Raw genomic sequence first — 17,934 nt, forward strand, 5'->3', positions numbered from 1 at the left:
CGCGCTACGGCGCGGGCTGGGAGCCGATGCCGCTCCACACCGCCTTGGCTCCCGAGTGCCCGACGAGGGTGACGTCGACGGCGAGGCCGAGCGCGGCGAGGACCCCGAGGACGGCGAGGATGCGGAACGCCCCGACGGCGGTGCCGCGCCGCCAGAGCCACCACAGGAGGACCGCGACGACCGTGGCGGCCAGGGTGACCCAGGGCAGGACCTCCCCGAGCTCGGCGTGCTCCTCGACGAGCCCGCCCGAGCCGACACGGTGCTCGAGCTCCTCGCCCGAGGACGCCGCGACGAACGCGGCGAGCGTCGTCAGCGCACCGACGGCGGGGGTGAGCCAGCCGCTCCAGGTCCGGAAGCGTCCGCTCACCGAGAACGCCAGCAGCAGGAGGGCGGTGAGCGGGGCGAGCACGACGACGGCGTGCACGACGAGCGCGTGCACGGGGATTCCGGCGATGGTGTCGAACACGAGGACCTCCTCGTCGGGCGCGGCAGGCTCCGCGGCTGGGTCCACTGTGCCCGGTCGCCGCGCCCCGTGCATCACGTCCGGGTCACGGCTGGCCGAACTGACGATGGCCGAAGGCGGCGGCGGAATGCCGGCGGCGCCCGGGACCTTGCAGTCCTCGTGCCCGACGCCCGCCGCCCCGCCCTCGCCATCACCGCCCTCGTCCTCGGCGGCGTCGCCATCGGCACGACCGAGTTCGTGACGATGGGGCTGCTGCCCCAGGTGGCCGACGGCGTCGCGGTCTCGATCCCCGAGGCCGGCCGGGCGATCTCGGCCTACGCCGCGGGCGTCGTCGTCGGTGCGCCGCTCATCGCCGCGCTCGGCGCGACGCTGCCGCGCCGGGCGCTGCTCGTCGGGCTCATGGTGGCGTTCGCGGTGGGCAACGCGCTGAGCGCGCTGGCCCCCGGCTTCGGCACGCTCGTCGGGGCCCGCTTCCTCACCGGGCTGCCCCACGGGGCGTACTTCGGGGTGGCGGCGCTCGTCGCGGTCGACCTCGTCCCGCGGGGGCGCGCCGGCCGCGCCGTCGGCCGGGTGATGCTCGGCATCCCCATCGCCAACATCCTCGGCGTCCCCGCCGCGACCTGGCTGGGCCAGCATCTCGGCTGGCGGAGCGCCTTCTGGGCGGTCGGCGCCCTCGGGCTGCTCACGGTCGCCCTCGTGGCGACGCAGGTGCCCCACCTGCCGGGCGACCGGTCCCGGACGGTGCGGACCGAGCTCGGGGCGCTCGGCAGCCTCCAGGTCGTCCTCACCCTGCTCGTCGGCGCGGTCGGGTTCGGCGGGATGTTCGCGATGTACTCCTACATCACCCCGACGGTCACGGGCGTCACCGGCCTGCCCGACGCGTCCGTCCCCGCGGTCCTGCTCCTCTTCGGCGCCTCCGGGTTCGCCGGCAACCTCCTCGCCGGGCGGCTCGGCGACTGGTCGGTCCTGCGCGGGGTGGTCATCGGGATGTTGGGCCTCGCGGTCTCGCTGGCGGCCTTCGCGCTCGCCGCCCCCCACCCGGTGCTGGCGCTGCCCGCCCTCGCCCTGACGGCGGTGCTCACCTCGGTGCTCGTCGTCAACCTCCAGCTGCGGCTCATGCAGGTCGCCGGAGCGGCCCAGACCCTCGCCGCCGCGAGCAACCACGCGGCCCTCAACGTCGCCAACGCGCTCGGTGCGTGGCTCGGCGGCGTCGTCATCGCCGCCGGCTACGGCTACACCGCGCCGTCGTGGGTGGGTGCGGGGCTGGCGCTGCTCGGCCTCGGGGTGCTCGCGGCCTCGGTCCTCCTCCACCGCCGCGACACCCGGCGGGCGGGCGTCGCGAGCGGCCCGCACAGTACGGCCCCCGAGCCGGCGCCCGTACGCTGAGCCCATGCCCTCCACCGTCACCTGCACCGTCGAGGGTGGCCTCGCCCAGGTGCGCCTCGAGCGCCCGGACAAGCTCAACGCCCTGACCCTGGACACCCTCGAGGCGCTCGTCGCCACCGCACGCTCGCTCCGGGGGGACCGGACGCTGCGAGGCGTCGTCCTCGCCGGCTCGGGTGACTCCTTCTGCGCCGGGCTGGACTTCGCGGCCGTGCTGAGCGAGCCGCCGCGGGTCGCCCGCGCGTTCCTTCCGCGACCGTGGCGGGGCACCAACCTCTTCCAGGAGGCCTGCTGGGCCTGGCGCCGGCTGCCCGTCCCCGTCGTCGCGGCCGTCCACGGGCACTGCTACGGCGGGGGCCTGCAGATCGCACTCGCCGCGGACCTGCGGATGACCACGCCCGACGCCCGGTGGTCGGTGCTCGAGGCACGGTGGGGCCTGGTTCCCGACATGAGCGGCATCCAGGCGCTCGCCCAGCAGGTCCGGATGGACGTCGCCAAGCGGCTGACGATGACCGGCGAGGTCGTGAGCGGCGCGCGCGCGGTGGAGCTCGGGCTGGCCAGCGAGGTGCACGACGAGCCGGTGGCCGCCGCGACGGCGCTGCTCGAGCAGGTGGCCACCCGCTCCCCGGACTCGGTCGCCGCCACTAAGCGGCTCTTCGAGCGCACCTGGAGCGCCGGGGCACGGCGCACGTTCGCCCGTGAGCGGGTGGAGCAGGCCGTCCTCCTCGCCCGTGCCAACACGCGGGCCGCGCGCGAGGCTGCCCTGCGGGGTGCCACCCCCACCTTCGGTCCCCGGGCCCGCTGAGCCGGCGGGATATCGTCGGCGGATGCCCACCGCACGCACGACCGCACCGCGTCGCGTCCTCGTCACCGGCGGGGCCTCCGGGCTCGGCCGCGCGCTCGTCGGCCTCCTCGCGGCGCGCGGAGAGAGCGTCCTGGCCGCCGACCTGGCGAAGGACCCTCCCGAGGACCTCCCCGACGGTGCCGGCTACCAGCGGCTCGACGTGCGCAGCCAGCAGGACTGGGACGCCGCGCTCGCGCGGGTGCGCGAGGAGTGGGGCGGGCTGGACCTGCTCGTCAACAACGCGGGGGTGGCCACCGGCGGGCGCATCGAGGTCGAGGCGATGGCCGACTGGGAACGCGTCGTCGACGTCAACCTCCTCGGCGTCGCGCGCGGCTGCCACACCGTCACCCCGCTGCTCAAGGAGCAGCGCAGTGGACACATCGTCAACGTCGCCTCGCTCGCCGGGCTGGTCCACGCCCCGGGGATGAGCAGCTACAACGCGACCAAGGCCGGCGTCGTCGCGCTGAGCGAGACCCTCGGCTTCGAGCTGGCGCCTTGGGGCATCGCCGTCTCGGTCGTCTGCCCCGCGTTCTTCAGGACCAACCTGCACGCGTCGTTCGCGGGCAAGGACACGGCGATGCAGGAGATCGGCACCCGGCTCATCACCGGGGCCGGCGCGGACGCCGACGAGGTCGCCCGCACCGTGCTCGACGGCATCGACCGGCGGCGCCCGCTCGTCCTCACCGACCGCGCCGGGCGGGCCGCCTACTACGGCAAGCGGTTCCTGCGCCCGCTGTACAACCGCACGATGGCTGCGCAGGCCGCGCGGCTGGCCCGCCGGGCCGAGCGCGGGACGAGCGACCCCAGGAGCGTCGGATGAGCCACGTCGTCGTCCCGAGCCGCCTGCCGGGCACCGCCGTCGAGCGCCTCCGGGCGGTGCACGACGTCACCTACCGCGACGAGGACGTCCCGCTCCCGGCGCAGGAGCTCTCCGAGCTCGTCGCCGGCGCGCACGCCCTCGTCGTCACGCTCGGCCAGCGGGTCGACGCGGCGCTGCTCGACGCTGCCGGGCCCGGGCTGCGCGTCGTGGCCAACGTGGCGGTCGGCTACGACAACGTCGACCTCGACGCCTGCCGCGAGCGCGGTGTCACGGTGACGAACACCCCCGGTGTCCTCACCGACGCCACGGCCGACATCGCCTTCGCGCTCGTCCTCATGGTGACCCGCCGGCTCGCCGAGGCCGAGCGCGAGGTGCGCAGCGGTGAGGCGCCGCCGTGGGGGACCTTCCACCTGCTCGGTACCTCGGTGCAGGGCAAGACGATCGGCATCCTGGGCCCGGGGTCGATCGGACTCGCGACCGCCCACCGGGCCCGGGCGTTCGGGATGCGGGTGCTGCTCTCGGGCCGGTCCGAGCCCGACCCGGCAGCGGTCCGGCGCCTCGAGGCGCGGGTCGTGCCGTTCGAGGAGCTGCTCGCCGAGGCGGACGTCCTCTCGGTGCACACCCCCCTGACGCCGGCGACCCGGCACCTGCTCGACGCGGCCGCGCTCGCCCGGATGAAGCCGAGCGCCGTCCTCGTCAACACCGCTCGGGGCCCGGTCGTCGACGAGGCCGCGCTGGCGGCCGCGCTCGAGGCCGGGACGCTCGCCGGGGCCGGGCTCGACGTCTTCGAGGACGAGCCGCGGGTGCACCCGGGGCTCCTCGAGCGCGACGACGTCGTCCTGCTGCCGCACATCGGGTCGGCGACCATCGAGACGCGCACGGCGATGGCCGACCTCGCGGCCGACAACGTCCTCGCCGTGCTCGCCGGCCGGGCGCCGCTCACCCCCGTCCCCTGACCCCGCCGCGAGTGCGGAGGTGGTCGCTCTGGCGACCACCTCCGCACTCACGGCGGGTCGGGGTCAGTCCTCGGGGATCATGTGGCGCCACGGGCGGGTCAGCGAGAAGCGCCGACCGCTCAGCTCGTCGACGGTGATCGCCACGACGTTGAGCTTGACGGTGTCCACCCACGGCCGCAGCGGGAGCTGCTCGACCTCCTCGGCCTCGTGCCCCTCGAGGGTGTGGGCCCGGCCACGGACGACGACGCTGCGGGCCTCGTCCTCGTCGATCTCGTCGATCTCGAAGGCGACGTCGGCGTTCATCGTCAGCCCGAGGAGCTTGCTGCCCTCGGCGGTGCGCACGACGATCCGGTCCTGCGCGTCGATCGCGTAGTTGATCGGCGTGATGTGCACCTCGTCGGCCAGGTGGAAGGCCAGCCGCCCGAACTCGTTGCCGCGCAGCATCTCCCACGCCTCCTCCGGGGCGATCTTGGCGACGGGCGACTCGGTCATCGGGGCCTCCTGGGGCGCGGGGAGAGTACTACGAAGTGTAGTGGAATTCGCCGGGACTGTCCCCCGCGCAGGCCCTCCGGCGTACGCTCCGGGACGTGGCGAAGGACACGGCAGCCGAGCAGGTCGTCGTCGTCGGTGCGGGCCCCGGGGGTCTCGCCGTGGCCGCGGCGCTGCGGGAGCGTGGCGTCGACGCGCTCGTCCTCGAGCAGGCCGACCGGGTGGGCCAGTCCTGGCGGGGGCACTACGACCGGCTGCATCTGCACACCCCCCGTGGGTGGTCCCACCTGCCGGGCTACCGGATCCCCCGGCGGTTTGGCCGCTGGGTGTCCCGGGACGACGTCGTGCGCTACCTCGAGGAGTACGCCGCCCACCACCGGCTGCGGACGCGCCTCGGGACGACCGTGCGCCGGGTCGAGCGGTCCGGCGCCGGACCGACCGGTGGGTCGCGGTGGCTCGTGCACACCACGGAGGGCGAGCCGGTCGCCGCGCGGCACGTCGTCGTCGCGACCGGCTACAACCACACGCCGGTCGAGCCGTCCTGGCCCGGCCTGGACGGGTTCGAGGGCGAGCTCGTCCTCGCGCGGGACTACCGCAACGGCCGGCGCTGGGCCGGGCGCGACGTCCTCGTCGTCGGGACCGGCAACACGGGCACCGAGATCGCCACCGACCTCGCCGAGCACGGTGCGGCACGGGTGTGGCTCGCGGTGCGGACCCCGCCGCACATCCTCTCGCGCACCCGGCTCGGGGTGCCCGCCCAGGCGACCGGCATCGCGGTGCGCCGGCTGCCCCCGGCGTTCGTGGACCGGGTCGGCGGGGTGCTCTCGGGCATCCAGGAGCCCGACCTCACCGAGTACGGGCTGCCACGAGCCGGCAAGGACCTCTACTCCCGGGTGCTCGAGGGGCGCATCCCCGTCCAGGACGTCGGCGTCGTCGGCGCCATCCGGGCCGGCCGGGTCGAGCCGGTCGCTGCCGTGGAGTCCTTCGCCGGCCCCGAGGTCACCCTCGCCGACGGCGCCCGGCTCACCCCCGACGCCGTGGTCGTCGCCACCGGCTACCGGGCCGGGCTCGAGCCGCTCGTCGGCCATCTCGGGGTGCTCGACGGACGAGGCCTGCCCACCGCCCACGGCGCGCAGAGCCCGCAGGGGGCGCCCGGGCTGTGGTTCACCGGCTTCACGAACCCGATCTCGGGGATGCTGCGCGAGCTGCGCATCGACGCCGAGCGGATCGCGCGGGCGGTCACCCGCGGCTGAGGCCGCTCAGGCCTCGAGGCGCTCGACGTCGAGGGTGAAGCCGTGGGCCCGCAGCCGGTCCACGAGGGGGTGGCCGAGGGCGGTCGCGGGCGTGAGGACGCCGGCCGCGTCGGGCAGGCCGGGGTCCTCGGCAGCGAGGGCGAGGGCGCTCTGGCCGAGCATCACCGCCGTGCCCGAGTAGCCCGGGTCGTACGGCGCCGCGACGACCGAGCGGTAGCGCGCGCCGGTGCTCGCCGTGGCCGTGACCTCCATCCGGAACCGACCGGCGGCCATGGCCTGCGGGCTCGGGCCCTCGCCGGGTGAGGGCAGGACGCGCCCGAGCAGCGCACGCGTGGGTGCGAGGGCGAGCCCACCGAGGACGGCGAGCAGGCCGGCCGAGACGGCACCGGCGACGGCCGCACCCCGCGGACCGGGGCCGTAGTCGGTGTACTCGGCGTAGCGGAACCGGGCACCGTAGTGCAGCAGCGAGGCGGAGCGGGCCACGATGCGGGTGTTGAAGGCGGCCATGACGAACGGCCCGGTGAAGTGGCCCGTCTCCGGCTCGCGGCGGACCGGTGAGGACCTCGTGAGGCGCGCACCCAGCCCGGCGAGGCCGGTGCGCCGAGTCGACGGGGTGGCGCTCGGCCCCGCCGGCCGGCCGCCCTCGGCGAGGGCCCACGGGTCGGCGGCGACCCGACGCGCCTGCGGGTCGGCGCGCATCGCGACGGCCTGCCCCCGGACGGAGTCGACGGTGCCGCCGCTGAAGCCGCCGCTCATCCGACGCACCGCGAGCCGGGTGGTGGCGAGCTCGGCGCCGTCCGCCCAGGCGGCATCGGCGCAGAGCAGGACCCCGAGGTCGCTCGGCACCGAGTCGAACCCGCAGGCGTGGACGATGCGGGCACCGGTGCGCTGCGCGGTCGCGTGGTGGGTGGTGACGCTGTGGTGGACGAAGAGGACCTCGCCGGTCAGGTCGAGGTAGTGCGTCCCGGCTCGCGCACACGCAGCGACGAGCGCCCGGCCGTACCTGTCGTAGGGGCCCACCGTCGTGACGAGGACGCGGGTGCGCCCGGCGAGGTCGGCGACCGCGTCCTCGTCGAGCACGTCGAGCACGACCAGTGGCCAGTCGGACGCCTCGCCGGGCAGCTCTACGCGGACCTCCTCGAGGCGCTCGCGCGAGCGCCCGGCGAGGGCGACCCGCAGCCCGGCGGGGGCGTGCTCGGCGAGGTGACGGGCGGTGAGCCGGCCGACGAACCCGCTGGCGCCGACGAGGACGAGGTCGAGGTCGCTCATCCGGTCAACCTACCCGCGCCCGCCACCCGGGCCGGGGGTCAGGCGGACGTCGGGTAGGTGCTCGCGAGGACCTCGGCGTAGCGCGCCTTGGCCTCGGCGCCGCGCTCGGGCGCCGAGGGCTCGGCGGTCGCCTCGACGGGGACCGACCACTCCGGGGCCGCCGCCGCGCCCGAGAGCGCCCACGCCGCCTGCCGGGCGGCGCCCACCGCGACGTACTCGCCGGGGGCGGGGACGGCCACCGGTGCGCCGAGGAGGTCGGGGGCCACCTGCTGCACGGCGGCCGAGTTCGCCGCACCACCGATGAGCAGCACTCGCTCGACGTGACAGCCGGCGTCACGGACGGCGTCCACCGCGCTCGCGAGCCCGAGGAGCATGCCCTCGACGACCGCGCGGGCGAGGTTCTCCGGGGTGGCGTTGGCGCGGGTCAGCCCCTGGATCGCGCCGGTGGCCTCGGGCAGGTTCGGCGTGCGCTCGCCGTCGAGGAACGGCAGCAGGGTGAGCCCGCCGGCCCCGGGCTCGCCGGCGAGCGCCAGCCGGTCCAGCCCCGGCAGGTCGACCCCGAGCATCGCGGCGCCGGCGGTGAGGACCCGGGCCGCGTTGAGGGTGCACACGAGGGGCAGGAAGCCGTTCTCGGCGTCGGCGAAGGACTGGACGAACCCGCGGGCGTCGGCCGTCGGGTGGTCGTGGCGGGCGAACGCCGTCCCGCTCGTCCCGAGGGAGACCACGACGTCGCCGCGGCGCAGGCCGAGCCCGAGCGCGGCGCCCATGTTGTCCCCGGTCCCCGCCGCGAGCGCGAGCCCCTCGCGGGTCCGGCCGACGATCTCGGCGGGCCCGGCGACCCGTGGGACGCCGAGGTCACGGCCGGCCGCCAGGCGTAGCAGGTCGGGCCGGTACTCGCGGGTGGCGGCCGAGAAGTACCCCGTGCCCGACGCGTCGCCGGCATCGGTGGTCCACTCCGTGAACCCGCCACCGGCGGCGAGGATCCGGCCGGTCAGCCAGTCGTGCGGGAGCACCACCCGCGCGGCGCGCTGCATCGACTCCGGCTCCTCGTCCCGGACCCAGCGCAGCTTGGCGGCCGTGATCGCCGCGAGCGGGACGATGCCCACCGCGTCGGCCCAGGCCTGGGGGCCGCCGAGCTCGGCGACGAGGTCGCGTGCGGTGCCGGCCGAGCGGGTGTCGTTCCACAGCAGCGCGGGGCGGACCACCTCGTCGGCGTCGTCGAGCAGCACCATGCCGTGCTGCTGGCCGCCGACGGCGAGCGCGGCGACGCCCTCGAGCAGGCCGTCGGCGGTCGCCTCCTCCCAGGCGCTCCACCAGTGCGCGGGGTCGACCTCGGTGGCGTCCGGGTGGCTGCCGCGACCCATCCGCACCACCTCACCGGTCTCGGCGTCGCACACCGCGACCTTGCACGACTGGGTCGAGGTGTCGACCCCGGCGACGAGTGGGCGGTCGGTCATCCTGGTCCTCCGGTGGTCGGCGTTGGCTCCTGCTCATCCTGTCAAAAGCCCAGCCGCGCCGGGGCTCGGGGCGACCTACTTCACGGCCCCCATCGAGAGCCCCTGGACGAGCTTGTCCTGGGCGGCGAAGCCCGCGGCGAGGACCGGCAGGGACACGACGAACGACGCCGCGCACACCTTCGCGAGGAAGAGCCCCTGGCTCGTGACGAACCCGGTGAGGAAGACCGGTGCCGTCTGGGCCACGGTCGAGGTGAGCACGCGGGCCAGGAGCAGCTCGTTCCAGCTGAAGATGAAGCAGATGAGCGCCGCGGAGGCGATCCCGGGCATGACGACGGGTGCGATGACCTTGCGCAGCGTCGTCGCGAGCCCGGCGCCGTCGACCTGGGCGGCCTCGAGCATCTCGACGGGGACCTCGGCGAGGAAGGAGCGCAGCATCCACACCGCGATCGGCATGTTCATCGACGTGTAGAGGATGACGAGCAGCCAGATGTTGTCGAGCAGCCCGCTGGCCTGGGCGAACAGGTAGATCGGCAGGATGCCCGCGACGATCGGCAGCATCTTGGTGGAGAGGAAGAAGAACAGCACGTCGGTCCAGGCCTTGACCGGCCGGATGGACAGGGCGTACGCGGCCGGGAAGGCCAGGACGATGACGAGCACCGTCGAGAGCACGCTCGCCGTGAGCGAGTTGAGCAGCGGCGGCCACGGCCCGGCGTCGAAGAAGGTCCGGTAGCCCTCGAGGGAGAGCGGCGCGAACAGGTCCGGCGGGTTCTTCGCCGCGTCGGTCTCGCCGTGGAAGGACGTGAGGATCATCCAGGCCACGGGCAGGGCGAAGAGGATCCCGGCGAGCCAGGCGGCGGCCGTGAGCAGCATCGCGGCCCGGGGCTCCTTGCGGTGGCGATACTGCTGGGCGCGCCGACGCTCGGTGGGCTCCTCGGCGCCCGGCGCGGTCCGCATCTCGTCCTTGCGGGCGTCGATGGCGCTCTCGGTCGTGCCCTCGCTCGTGCTCATCGGGACTCCTCCTTGAACAGCGTGAAGGCGGTGCGCAACGCGAGGGTGGCGATGATGATCGTCCCGATCACGACGACCACGCCTGCGGCGGAGGCCCGCCCGTAGTCCTGCGCGGTGTAGAAGGTCTGGTAGATGAAGTACGGCAGGTTGGCCGTGCCGAGACCACCGCTCGTGATCGTGAAGACGTGGTCGAAGTTCTGCACGACGTAGATGGCCCCGAGCAGGGCGGACAGCTCGATGTACTGGCGCAGGTGGGGGAGGGTCATGTGGGTGAAGATCTGCCAGGCGCTCGCGCCGTCGATCCGGGCCGCCTCGACGACGTCCATCGGCCGGCTCTGCAGCCCGGCGAGCAGGATGAGCATCATGAACGGCGTCCACTGCCACACGAGGGCGGCGACGATGGCGATGAGCGGGTTGTTGCTGATCCAGTCCGGCTGAGGGGCGTCGTCGCCGAACACCCAGGTGAGCATGCCGTTGAGCAGCCCGTACTCGGGGTTGTAGAGGGCGTGCTTCCACAGCAGCGCGGCCGCGACCGGCACGACGAGGAACGGCGTGATCATCAGCGTGCGGACCACCCCGCGGCCCCGGAAGCGGCGGTCGAGCAGCAGCGCGATGAGCAGGCCGAGCACGAGGCTGACGAGGACGACCGAGACCGTGAGCAGGATGGTGACGAACACCGCGGACCGGGCGTTGGTGTCGGTGAAGACCCGCGCGAAGTTGTCGACGCCGGCGAACCCGCGCTCGTCGGGGTAGTAGGCGTTCCAGTTCATGAAGGAGACGATGATCGTCCCGAGGAACGGCAGCTGGGTCAGGACGATGACGAACACGAGCGCGGGCAGCAGCGGCAGGCGCCGGGCCCACTTGCCGCTGCCGGCCGGCTGGGTCGTGCGGCCGTCGTCGTCCTCGGAGGTCTCCGGGGCGTCCAGCGGGGTCTCGGCGGCCGACGTCGTCATGAGCTGCTCCGATCCTGGTACCGCTCCGCGACGTCCTCGGCGAGCTCCTGACCCTGCTCGAGGGCGTCGGCCACGCTCATCTGCCCGGCGATCGCGGAGCTGACGTACTGGCTGACCTGCGTTCCGAGGGAGGGGAACTCGGGGATGTCGACGAACTGGATGCCGATCGCGGGCCGGGGCTGCACCCCGGGGTCCTCGGGGTCGGCGGCCTCGATCGCGGCCTTCGTCGGTGCCGCGAACGCCTCGGCCACCTGGAGGTAGTCGGGGTTGTCGTACGTGGAGGCGCGCTTGCCGGCCGGCACCCGGGCCCAGCCGAGCTGCTCGCCGACGAGCTTCTCGTACTTCGCGCTCGAGGCCCACGAGACGAACTTCCAGGCGTTGTCCTTCTTCGTGCTCGCCTGCTGGATGGCCCACGACCAGGTGTAGAGCCAGCCCGAGCTGTCGGTCTCGACGACGGGGGCGGGGGCGTAGCCGATCTTGCCCTTGACCGGAGAGTCCTTGGCCTCGAGGGAGCCGGCGGCCGACGTCGCGTCGTACCACATCGCCACGTTGCCCTGGGTGAGGTTGTTGAGGCACTCGACGAACCCGGCCTGGGGGGCGCCGTTCTCGCCGTGCTCGCGCACGAGGTCGACGTAGAACTGGACCGCCTTCTCGAACTCCGGGGCGTCGACCTTCGGGGTCCAGTCGGCGTCGAACCAGGTGCCGCCGAAGGTGTTGACGACGGTGGTCAGGGGGGCGAAGATCTGGCCCCAGCCCGGCTGGCCGCGCAGGCAGATCCCCTTCATGCCCGGCCGGACACCGTCGACGGCGGCCGCGATCCGCGCGACGTCCTCCCACGTCGGCTTCTCGGGCATCCGCTCGCCGGCCTCCTCGAGGACGTCCTTGCGGTACATCAGGAAGCTGGACTCCCCGTAGAAGGGCTCGCCGTAGAGGGAGCCGTCGCTCGAGAGCGACGTCGTCATCGAGGGGAGGATGTCGTCCTGGTCGAAGTCGGGGTCCTGCGCGACGTAGTCGTCCAGCGGCGCGATCCACTTGGCCTTCGCGTAGATGGGGATCTCGAAGTTCGACAGCGACGCGACGTCGTACTGGCCTGCCTGGCTGGAGAACTCCTGGCTGATCTTGTCGCGCACGTCGTTCTCGGGCAGCACCGTGAAGTTGACCCGGATGCCGGTCTCCGCCGTGAAGTTCTTCGCCGTGAGGTTCTGCAGGTCGACCATCTGCGGGTTGTTGACCATGAGGACGTTGATCGAGTCGCCGCCCCCGCCGACCGCTCCACCGCCCCATCCGGCGCAGCCGGTGAGGACGCCGACCGAGGCGACCACCGCCCCGGCCAGGGCCCTGCGTCGTGCCGTGGGCCTCATTGCCCCTCCTCGCTCAGGTGAGCCGTGCTCCGCTCCTTTGATTAGAGTGGTGGGCGTCACACCTGTCAACCCGAGCGGCTGCGGGCCGCCCGGGCCACCTGCCTGTCATCGCCGAGCCGGCGGGGCGAGAGGATGGAGCCGTGATCGAGCCCTCCGCCCTCCGCGCGACGGACGCCGCCCTGGCCTCGGAGGTGGCCCGGCGCCACTACCTCGGCTCGGAGCGCAAGGTCGACATCGCGGCGTCGATGGGCATCAGCCGGTTCAAGGTCGCGCGGCTGCTCGAGGCGGCCCGCAGCTCGGGCATTGTGCGGATCGAGATCGTCGACCGCGGTGGCGTCGACGGGGAGCTGTCGGCCCGGCTGCGCACGGCGTACGGCCTCCGGCGGTGCATCGTCGTCGACTGCTCCGACGACGCGCCGCGGCTGCGCGAGCACGTGGGCTCGGCCGGCGCCGACGTGCTCCACGAGGTCGTCGGGCCGCAGGACGTCCTCGGGCTGCCGTGGGCGCGGACCGTGAGCGCACTGGTGGAGGCCCTCCCCGAGCTGCCCCCGGTGCCCGTCGTCCAGCTGAGCGGCTCGATGGTCATCCCCGGTGAGCGCAGCCCCGTCGACATGGTGCGGGCGGCGGCCGGGCTCGCCGGCGGGGAGGCGCACCTGTACTACGCGCCGTTCATCCTCGACGACGCCGCGAGCGCGGCCGCGATGCGCCGGCAGCCGGCGGTCGCGCAGGCGATGGCCGAGGTCGAGCGGGTCACCGTCGCCGTCGTCAGCATCGGCGCCTGGGAGCCGGGGCACTCGACGATCCACGACGCGGTCGACGAGCGCGACCGCGCCGAGGTCGCCGCCGCGGGGGCGGTCGGCGAGGCACTCGGGGTGTTCGTCGACCGCGAGGGACGGGCGGTGCACCCCTCGCTCGTGGACCGGATGGTGACCATCGGGGACGAGGAGCTGCGCCGGGTCCCCGAGACCGTGGCCCTGGCGACCGGGGCCGCCAAGGCCGGTGCGGTCCGCGCCTTCCTCACCGGCGGCTGGGTGGACACGCTCGTCACCGACCGGTCGCTCGCGACGGTGCTCGCCCGCTCCGCCGGCTCCTGAACCGCCGGTTCCGGGTCACCGCGTTCCACGAGCGGGCCCGACCTTTCCGGGGGACCCCTCCCTGCCTTATGTTTATCGCGTGAATCCAACGGGTCCAGCGCCGGGCTCGCAGGCATCCCTCCGGGAGATGAACCGCCTGCGGGTCCTCGACGCCGTCCGTGAGCACGGTGCCCTGACCCAGGTCGAGATCGCCGGCGTGACCGGCCTGTCGGCCGCCACCGTGTCCAACCTCGTGCGCGAGCTGGACGTCGCCGGCGCCGTGCAGCTGCGCCCGAGCATCCGCAACGGCCGTCGGGCCACCCAGGTCTCGGTCGCGACCTCGAGCGGCCTCGTCGGTGCGGCCGTCTTCGGGGACCGCGACATCCGGGTCGCCATCGCGACCGGGCCGGGGGACATCGTCAGCCACAAGCGGATGCCGCTGCCGGCCGACCACGCGGCCGACGAGGGCATCGCCCGGGCGGCCCGGCTGGTCCAGGAGCTGCTCGAGGGGGCCGGGCACGCCCCGGCCGACCTGCGCGCGCTCGTCGTCGGGCTGCCGGCGCCGATCGACGCCGTCTCGGGCGAGGTCGGCTCCGAGGGCGTGCTGCCCGGGTGGCGGGGGGTCGCCGTGGCGGCCGCGATGGAGGAGGCCCTCGCCGTGCCGGTCAGGCTCGACAACACGGCCAACCTGGCGGCAGTGGGGGAGGCCAGACTCGGTGCGCTGCAGGGGATCTCGACGGGCATGTTCCTCAAGGTGTCCTACGGGGTCGGTGCCGGCATCATCATCGGCGGTGAGCTCTTCCGGGGCAGTGCGGGGACCGCCGGGGAGATCGGCCACGTGACCATCGACGAGAACGGACCGGTGTGCCGCTGCGGCAACCGGGGGTGCCTCGACACCTTCGTCGGGGCGAACGCCGTCCTCGGCGCGCTGCGCCCGAGCCACGGTGCGCTCACCCTGCGCGACGTCATCGCCCGGGCGCTCCAGGGCGACGCCGGGTGCCGGCGGGTCTTCGAGGACGCCGGGCGCCATCTCGGCGTCGCCCTCGCGGGGGTGGTCAACCTGCTCAACCCCGAGCTCGTCGTCCTCGGCGGCCAGGTGGCCCGGCTGGGCGACCTCGTCCTCGCGCCGATGCGGGAGGCCATCGAGCGGTGCGCCATCCCGAGCGCCGCCGCGACGGTGCGGGTCGCGGTGGCCGGCCTGCCGCCCGACGAGGCGGACGTCCGCGGTGGGCTCACCGTCGCCGACCAGCTGCGCGAGAGCGCCGAGCGGGCCGCGCTCGCGGTGGGGTGAGGGCCGTGACCGGATCGTTGCGCCGGCGTTGAGTTCAAGTCTTGACGTCAAGTCGTGAAGCGAGTTGAATCGTCAGGAGCCGCAGCAGAGAGGCTGCGGATGTCAGGCACAGGAGAGACACATGACCACTCGACTCACCCGACTCGCCGGGGCCACCCTGGCGCTCGGTCTCACGATGACCGGCCTCGCCGCCTGTGGTGACAGCGGCTCGGGCTCGGGGTCCAGTTCGGACTCCGGCTCCGACGGTGGTGGCGGCAAGAAGATCGCCCTGCTCCTTCCCGAGAACAAGACGGCCCGCTACGAGGCCTTCGACCGGCCCATGTTCGAGGAGGCCGTCTCCTCCGCCTGCTCCGACTGCGAGGTCGTCTACAGCAACGCCGAGCAGGACGCCGCCAAGCAGCAGCAGCAGGCCGAGGCGGCGATCACCCAGGGGGTCGACGTCCTCGTCCTCGACGCCGTCGACGGCAAGTCGGCCGCGACGATCGTCCAGAACGCCAAGTCCCAGGGCATCCCGGTCATCGCCTACGACCGGTTCGTCGCCGGCTCGGACTACTACGTCTCCTTCGACAACGAGAAGGTCGGCCAGCTGCAGGGCCAGGGCCTCGTCGACGCGATGAAGGCCGCGGGCAACGACAAGGGCGACATCGTCATGATCAACGGCGCGCCCACCGACGCCAACGCGGCCGACTTCAAGAAGGGCGCGCACAGCGTCCTCGACAACAGCGGCTACACCATCAAGGCCGAGTACGACACCCCCGACTGGAGCCCGGACAAGGCCCAGTCGTGGATGGAGGGCCAGGTCGCCAGCGTCAAGGACAGCCTCGTCGGGGTGTACGCCGCCAACGACGGCACCGCCGGGGGCGCGATCGCCGCACTCAAGGGCGGCGGCGTCAAGCCCCTTCCCCCGGTGACCGGGCAGGACGCCGAGCTGGCCGCCATCCAGCGGATCATCGCCGGCGACCAGGCGCTGACGATCTACAAGGCGATCAAGCCCGAGGCCGAGGACGCCGCGCAGAACGCGCTCGCCCTCGCCGGCGGGGAGGACCCCTCCTCCGCCACCGACAAGGAGGGCGTGCCGGCCACGCTGCTCGAGCCGGTCGTCGTGACCAAGGACAACATCAAGGACACGATCATCGCCGACGGCTTCTACTCGGCCTCGGACATCTGCACCGCCGAGTACGCCGACGCCTGCTCCAGCCTCGGCATCAGCTGACCCGTCCCCTCACGAAGGAGTGAGCCGACCCGTGACCACCACCTCCCCGGCGCCCGTGCTCTCGATGACCGGCGTCTCCAAGCGCTTCGGAGCCGTCCAGGCGCTCAAGGACATCGAGTTCCACGTGAGCACCGGGGAGGTGGTGGCGCTCGTCGGGGACAACGGCGCCGGCAAGTCCACCCTCGTCAAGGCGATCGCCGGCGTCTACACCACCGACAGCGGCGAGGTGACCTTCGACGGCGCGCCGGTCACCATCACCTCCCCCAGCCAGGCCCAGTCCCTCGGGATCGCGACGGTCTTCCAGGACCTCGCCCTGTGCGACAACCTCGACGTCGTCGGCAACCTCTTCCTCGGCAACGAGCTCAAGCGCTCGGGGGCCCTCGACGAGGTGACGATGGAGCAGGAGTCGTGGCGGCTGCTGCGCGAGCTCAGCGCGAAGATCCCGAGCGTGCGCATCCCCGTCGCGAGCCTCTCCGGCGGGCAGCGGCAGACCGTCGCGATCGCCCGCTCGCTGCTCGGTGAGCCCAAGGTCGTCATGCTCGACGAGCCGACCGCCGCCCTCGGGGTCGCGCAGACGGCCGAGGTGCTCAACCTCGTCGAACGGCTGCGCGAGCGGGGGCTCGGCGTCATCCTCATCAGCCACAACATGAGCGACGTCATGGCCGTCGCCGACCGGGTCTCCGTCATGCGGCTCGGCCGCAACAACGGCGACTTCCGCGTCGCCGACACGAACACGAACGAGATCATCGCGGCCATCACGGGCGCGACGACCAACGCCGTCACCGCCCGAGCGGCCCGGCGCACCCCGCACGAGGAGCAGTCGTGACCGCATCGCAGACCCCGCCGTCCACCGACCCGACCGCGTCGGTCGAGGCGCCGGCCGACCTCCAGGACGAGCGGCTCATCGCCTCCCAGGGCCTCGGCGGCTGGGCGGCGGCGACGTGGGACCGGATCCGCAGCGGCGACCTCGGCTCCCTGCCGGTGGTCATCGGGCTGGTCATCATCTGGGCCGTCTTCTACGCGCTCAACCCGGCGTTCATCAGCAGCCGCAACCTGGTCAACCTCACCCTGCAGATGGTGCCGATCGGCGTCCTGGCGATCGGGGTCGTCCTCGTCCTCCTCCTCGGCGAGATCGACCTGTCGATCGGCTCGATGTCCGGGCTCTCCGGCGCCGTCCTCGCCGTGCTCTTCGTCAGCCATGGCGTGAGCGCCTGGCTCGCGGTCCTCGCGGCCCTGGCCACCGGTGCCGTCGCCGGGCTCGTCTACGGGCTGCTCTTCAACCGCTTCGGGGTGCCGAGCTTCGTCATCACCCTCGCCGGCCTGCTCATCCTCCTCGGCCTCCAGCTGCGGGTGCTCGGCACGGACGGGACGGTGAACATCCCCTTCGAGTCCTCGCTCGTGCAGTTCGCCTCCCAGCAGTTCCTGCCGGCGTGGCTCGCCTACCTGCTCGCCGTCGCCGTGCCGGCGCTCTACCTGCTCGCGCGGGTGCGCACCAACCAGCGCCGCAGCGCCGCCGGTCTCTCGGCCCCGACGTTCGCCGCCGTCGCCGTGCGCGCCGTGCTGCTCGCGCTCGGGCTGGCCCTGGCGGTGTACGTCCTCGGCCGCGACCGCGGGCTGTCCTACATGGTCCTCCTCTTCCTCGTCCTCGTCGTCGTCATGGACCTGGTGATCCGGCGCACGACGTGGGGCCGCTCGGTCCTCGCGATCGGCGGGAACGTCGAGGCCGCGCGACGCGCGGGCATCAACGTCAAGCGGGTCTACCTCACGGTCTTCACGCTGTGCTCGACCTTCGCCGCGCTCGGCGGCATCCTCGCCGCCTCTCGCCTGGCCTCGGCGAACCAGAGCAGCGGCGGCGCCGACACCAACCTCAACGCCATCGCCGCCGCCGTCATCGGCGGCACCTCCCTCTTCGGCGGGCGCGGGTCGGCGTACTCGGCGCTGCTCGGCATCTTCGTCATCTACTCGATCAGCAACGGCCTGGCCCTGCTGTCGGTCTCGGCCGACATCCGCTACGTCGTCACCGGAGCCGTCCTGCTCCTCGCCGTCGTCGTCGACAGCCTGAGCCGCCGCAGCCGGGCCGCGCACGGGCGCGCCTGACGCC

General features: G+C 73.7%; 17 protein-coding genes. 10 read left to right on the forward strand and 7 right to left on the reverse strand.

The window, feature by feature from the left end:
- Positions 1–4 precede the first annotated feature (4 nt).
- Positions 5–466 (reverse strand): DUF2231 domain-containing protein, encoded by a 462-nt coding sequence (locus G8D98_RS10855; protein ID WP_166102912.1) that lies wholly within the window; start codon positions 464–466, stop codon positions 5–7.
- Between the two features lie 156 nt (positions 467–622).
- Here G8D98_RS10855 and G8D98_RS10860 point away from each other — a divergent pair, with 156 nt between their 5' ends.
- Genes G8D98_RS10860 through G8D98_RS10875 form a run of 4 tightly spaced genes read left to right on the forward strand, consistent with a single transcriptional unit; the run spans position 623 to position 4,466 of the window.
- Positions 623–1,849 carry an MFS transporter gene (locus tag G8D98_RS10860; RefSeq protein WP_229661887.1) on the forward strand — a complete coding sequence of 409 codons (1,227 nt, stop codon included), beginning with the start codon at positions 623–625 and terminating at the stop codon, positions 1,847–1,849.
- Between the two features lie 4 nt (positions 1,850–1,853).
- Positions 1,854–2,651: a crotonase/enoyl-CoA hydratase family protein gene (locus G8D98_RS10865; RefSeq protein ID WP_166102915.1), complete on the forward strand. Its 798-nt coding sequence runs from the start codon at positions 1,854–1,856 to the stop codon at positions 2,649–2,651.
- 22 nt (positions 2,652–2,673) lie between these two features.
- Positions 2,674–3,510, forward strand: coding sequence for an SDR family NAD(P)-dependent oxidoreductase (locus tag G8D98_RS10870; protein WP_166102918.1), 837 nt, complete (start codon positions 2,674–2,676; stop codon positions 3,508–3,510).
- A complete protein-coding gene (locus G8D98_RS10875) occupies positions 3,507–4,466 on the forward strand; it encodes a 2-hydroxyacid dehydrogenase (RefSeq protein ID WP_166102922.1) in 960 nt (319 codons plus the stop codon). Before G8D98_RS10870 ends, G8D98_RS10875 begins: the two co-directional genes overlap by 4 nt.
- A 63-nt stretch (positions 4,467–4,529) precedes the next feature.
- Here the strand turns inward: G8D98_RS10875 and G8D98_RS10880 are convergent, their stop codons facing one another.
- Positions 4,530–4,958, reverse strand: a complete 429-nt coding sequence (locus tag G8D98_RS10880) for a pyridoxamine 5'-phosphate oxidase family protein (protein ID WP_166102925.1) — start codon at positions 4,956–4,958, stop codon at positions 4,530–4,532.
- Between the two features lie 95 nt (positions 4,959–5,053).
- Here G8D98_RS10880 and G8D98_RS10885 point away from each other — a divergent pair, with 95 nt between their 5' ends.
- Positions 5,054–6,208, forward strand: a complete 1,155-nt coding sequence (locus tag G8D98_RS10885) for a flavin-containing monooxygenase (RefSeq protein WP_205859764.1) — start codon at positions 5,054–5,056, stop codon at positions 6,206–6,208.
- Positions 6,209–6,214: 6 nt separating this feature from the next.
- Here the strand turns inward: G8D98_RS10885 and G8D98_RS10890 are convergent, their stop codons facing one another.
- The 5 genes from G8D98_RS10890 to G8D98_RS10910 form a co-directional block, all read right to left on the reverse strand.
- Complete coding sequence (locus G8D98_RS10890; protein WP_166102928.1) at positions 6,215–7,477, reverse strand: saccharopine dehydrogenase family protein; 1,263 nt, start codon at positions 7,475–7,477, stop codon at positions 6,215–6,217.
- A gap of 38 nt (positions 7,478–7,515) precedes the next feature.
- Complete coding sequence (xylB, locus tag G8D98_RS10895) at positions 7,516–8,934, reverse strand: xylulokinase (RefSeq protein WP_166102931.1); 1,419 nt, start codon at positions 8,932–8,934, stop codon at positions 7,516–7,518.
- Positions 8,935–9,009: 75 nt separating this feature from the next.
- Positions 9,010–9,804: a carbohydrate ABC transporter permease gene (locus G8D98_RS10900; RefSeq protein WP_229661903.1), complete on the reverse strand. Its 795-nt coding sequence runs from the start codon at positions 9,802–9,804 to the stop codon at positions 9,010–9,012.
- Positions 9,805–9,938: 134 nt separating this feature from the next.
- A complete protein-coding gene (locus G8D98_RS10905) occupies positions 9,939–10,895 on the reverse strand; it encodes a carbohydrate ABC transporter permease (RefSeq protein ID WP_166102935.1) in 957 nt (318 codons plus the stop codon).
- On the reverse strand, positions 10,892–12,256 hold the full coding sequence (locus tag G8D98_RS10910; RefSeq protein WP_166102938.1) for an ABC transporter substrate-binding protein: 1,365 nt from the start codon (positions 12,254–12,256) through the stop codon (positions 10,892–10,894). The genes G8D98_RS10905 and G8D98_RS10910 overlap by 4 nt, the downstream gene beginning before the upstream one ends.
- Before the next feature lie 140 nt (positions 12,257–12,396).
- Between G8D98_RS10910 and G8D98_RS10915 the strand changes: the two genes are divergently transcribed.
- The 5 genes from G8D98_RS10915 to G8D98_RS10935 all read left to right on the forward strand — a co-directional run bounded on the left by G8D98_RS10915 (position 12,397) and on the right by G8D98_RS10935 (position 17,930).
- On the forward strand, positions 12,397–13,350 hold the full coding sequence (locus G8D98_RS10915) for a sugar-binding transcriptional regulator (RefSeq protein WP_166102940.1): 954 nt from the start codon (positions 12,397–12,399) through the stop codon (positions 13,348–13,350).
- A 127-nt stretch (positions 13,351–13,477) separates the two neighbouring features.
- Entirely contained in the window at positions 13,478–14,620 is a 1,143-nt protein-coding gene (locus tag G8D98_RS10920; RefSeq protein WP_205859765.1) for an ROK family transcriptional regulator, read from the forward strand.
- A gap of 121 nt (positions 14,621–14,741) precedes the next feature.
- On the forward strand, positions 14,742–15,833 hold the full coding sequence (locus G8D98_RS10925) for a substrate-binding domain-containing protein (protein WP_166102946.1): 1,092 nt from the start codon (positions 14,742–14,744) through the stop codon (positions 15,831–15,833).
- 31 nt (positions 15,834–15,864) lie between these two features.
- Complete coding sequence (locus tag G8D98_RS10930; protein WP_373868501.1) at positions 15,865–16,659, forward strand: ATP-binding cassette domain-containing protein; 795 nt, start codon at positions 15,865–15,867, stop codon at positions 16,657–16,659.
- Complete coding sequence (locus tag G8D98_RS10935) at positions 16,656–17,930, forward strand: sugar ABC transporter permease (protein ID WP_166102949.1); 1,275 nt, start codon at positions 16,656–16,658, stop codon at positions 17,928–17,930. Before G8D98_RS10930 ends, G8D98_RS10935 begins: the two co-directional genes overlap by 4 nt.
- The last annotated feature ends 4 nt before the right edge of the window (positions 17,931–17,934 follow it).

The organism is Phycicoccus endophyticus, assembly GCF_011326735.1.
Classification (GTDB): Bacteria; Actinomycetota; Actinomycetes; order Actinomycetales; family Dermatophilaceae; genus Phycicoccus; species Phycicoccus endophyticus.

Excerpts from the sequence above, each read along its gene's own strand:
- G8D98_RS10890 (WP_166102928.1), bottom strand. The coding sequence starts at position 7,477 with ATGAGCGACCTCGACCTCGTCCTCGTCGGCGCCAGCGGGTTCGTCGGC.
- G8D98_RS10910 (WP_166102938.1), bottom strand. The coding sequence starts at position 12,256 with ATGAGGCCCACGGCACGACGCAGGGCCCTGGCCGGGGCGGTGGTCGCC.
- G8D98_RS10875 (WP_166102922.1), top strand. The coding sequence starts at position 3,507 with ATGAGCCACGTCGTCGTCCCGAGCCGCCTGCCGGGCACCGCCGTCGAG.
- xylB (WP_166102931.1), bottom strand. The coding sequence starts at position 8,934 with ATGACCGACCGCCCACTCGTCGCCGGGGTCGACACCTCGACCCAGTCG.
- G8D98_RS10900 (WP_229661903.1), bottom strand. The coding sequence starts at position 9,804 with ATGCTGCTCACGGCCGCCGCCTGGCTCGCCGGGATCCTCTTCGCCCTG.
- G8D98_RS10880 (WP_166102925.1), bottom strand. The coding sequence starts at position 4,958 with ATGACCGAGTCGCCCGTCGCCAAGATCGCCCCGGAGGAGGCGTGGGAG.
- G8D98_RS10905 (WP_166102935.1), bottom strand. The coding sequence starts at position 10,895 with ATGACGACGTCGGCCGCCGAGACCCCGCTGGACGCCCCGGAGACCTCC.
- G8D98_RS10870 (WP_166102918.1), top strand. The coding sequence starts at position 2,674 with ATGCCCACCGCACGCACGACCGCACCGCGTCGCGTCCTCGTCACCGGC.
- G8D98_RS10865 (WP_166102915.1), top strand. The coding sequence starts at position 1,854 with ATGCCCTCCACCGTCACCTGCACCGTCGAGGGTGGCCTCGCCCAGGTG.
- G8D98_RS10920 (WP_205859765.1), top strand. The coding sequence starts at position 13,478 with ATGAACCGCCTGCGGGTCCTCGACGCCGTCCGTGAGCACGGTGCCCTG.
- G8D98_RS10925 (WP_166102946.1), top strand. The coding sequence starts at position 14,742 with ATGACCACTCGACTCACCCGACTCGCCGGGGCCACCCTGGCGCTCGGT.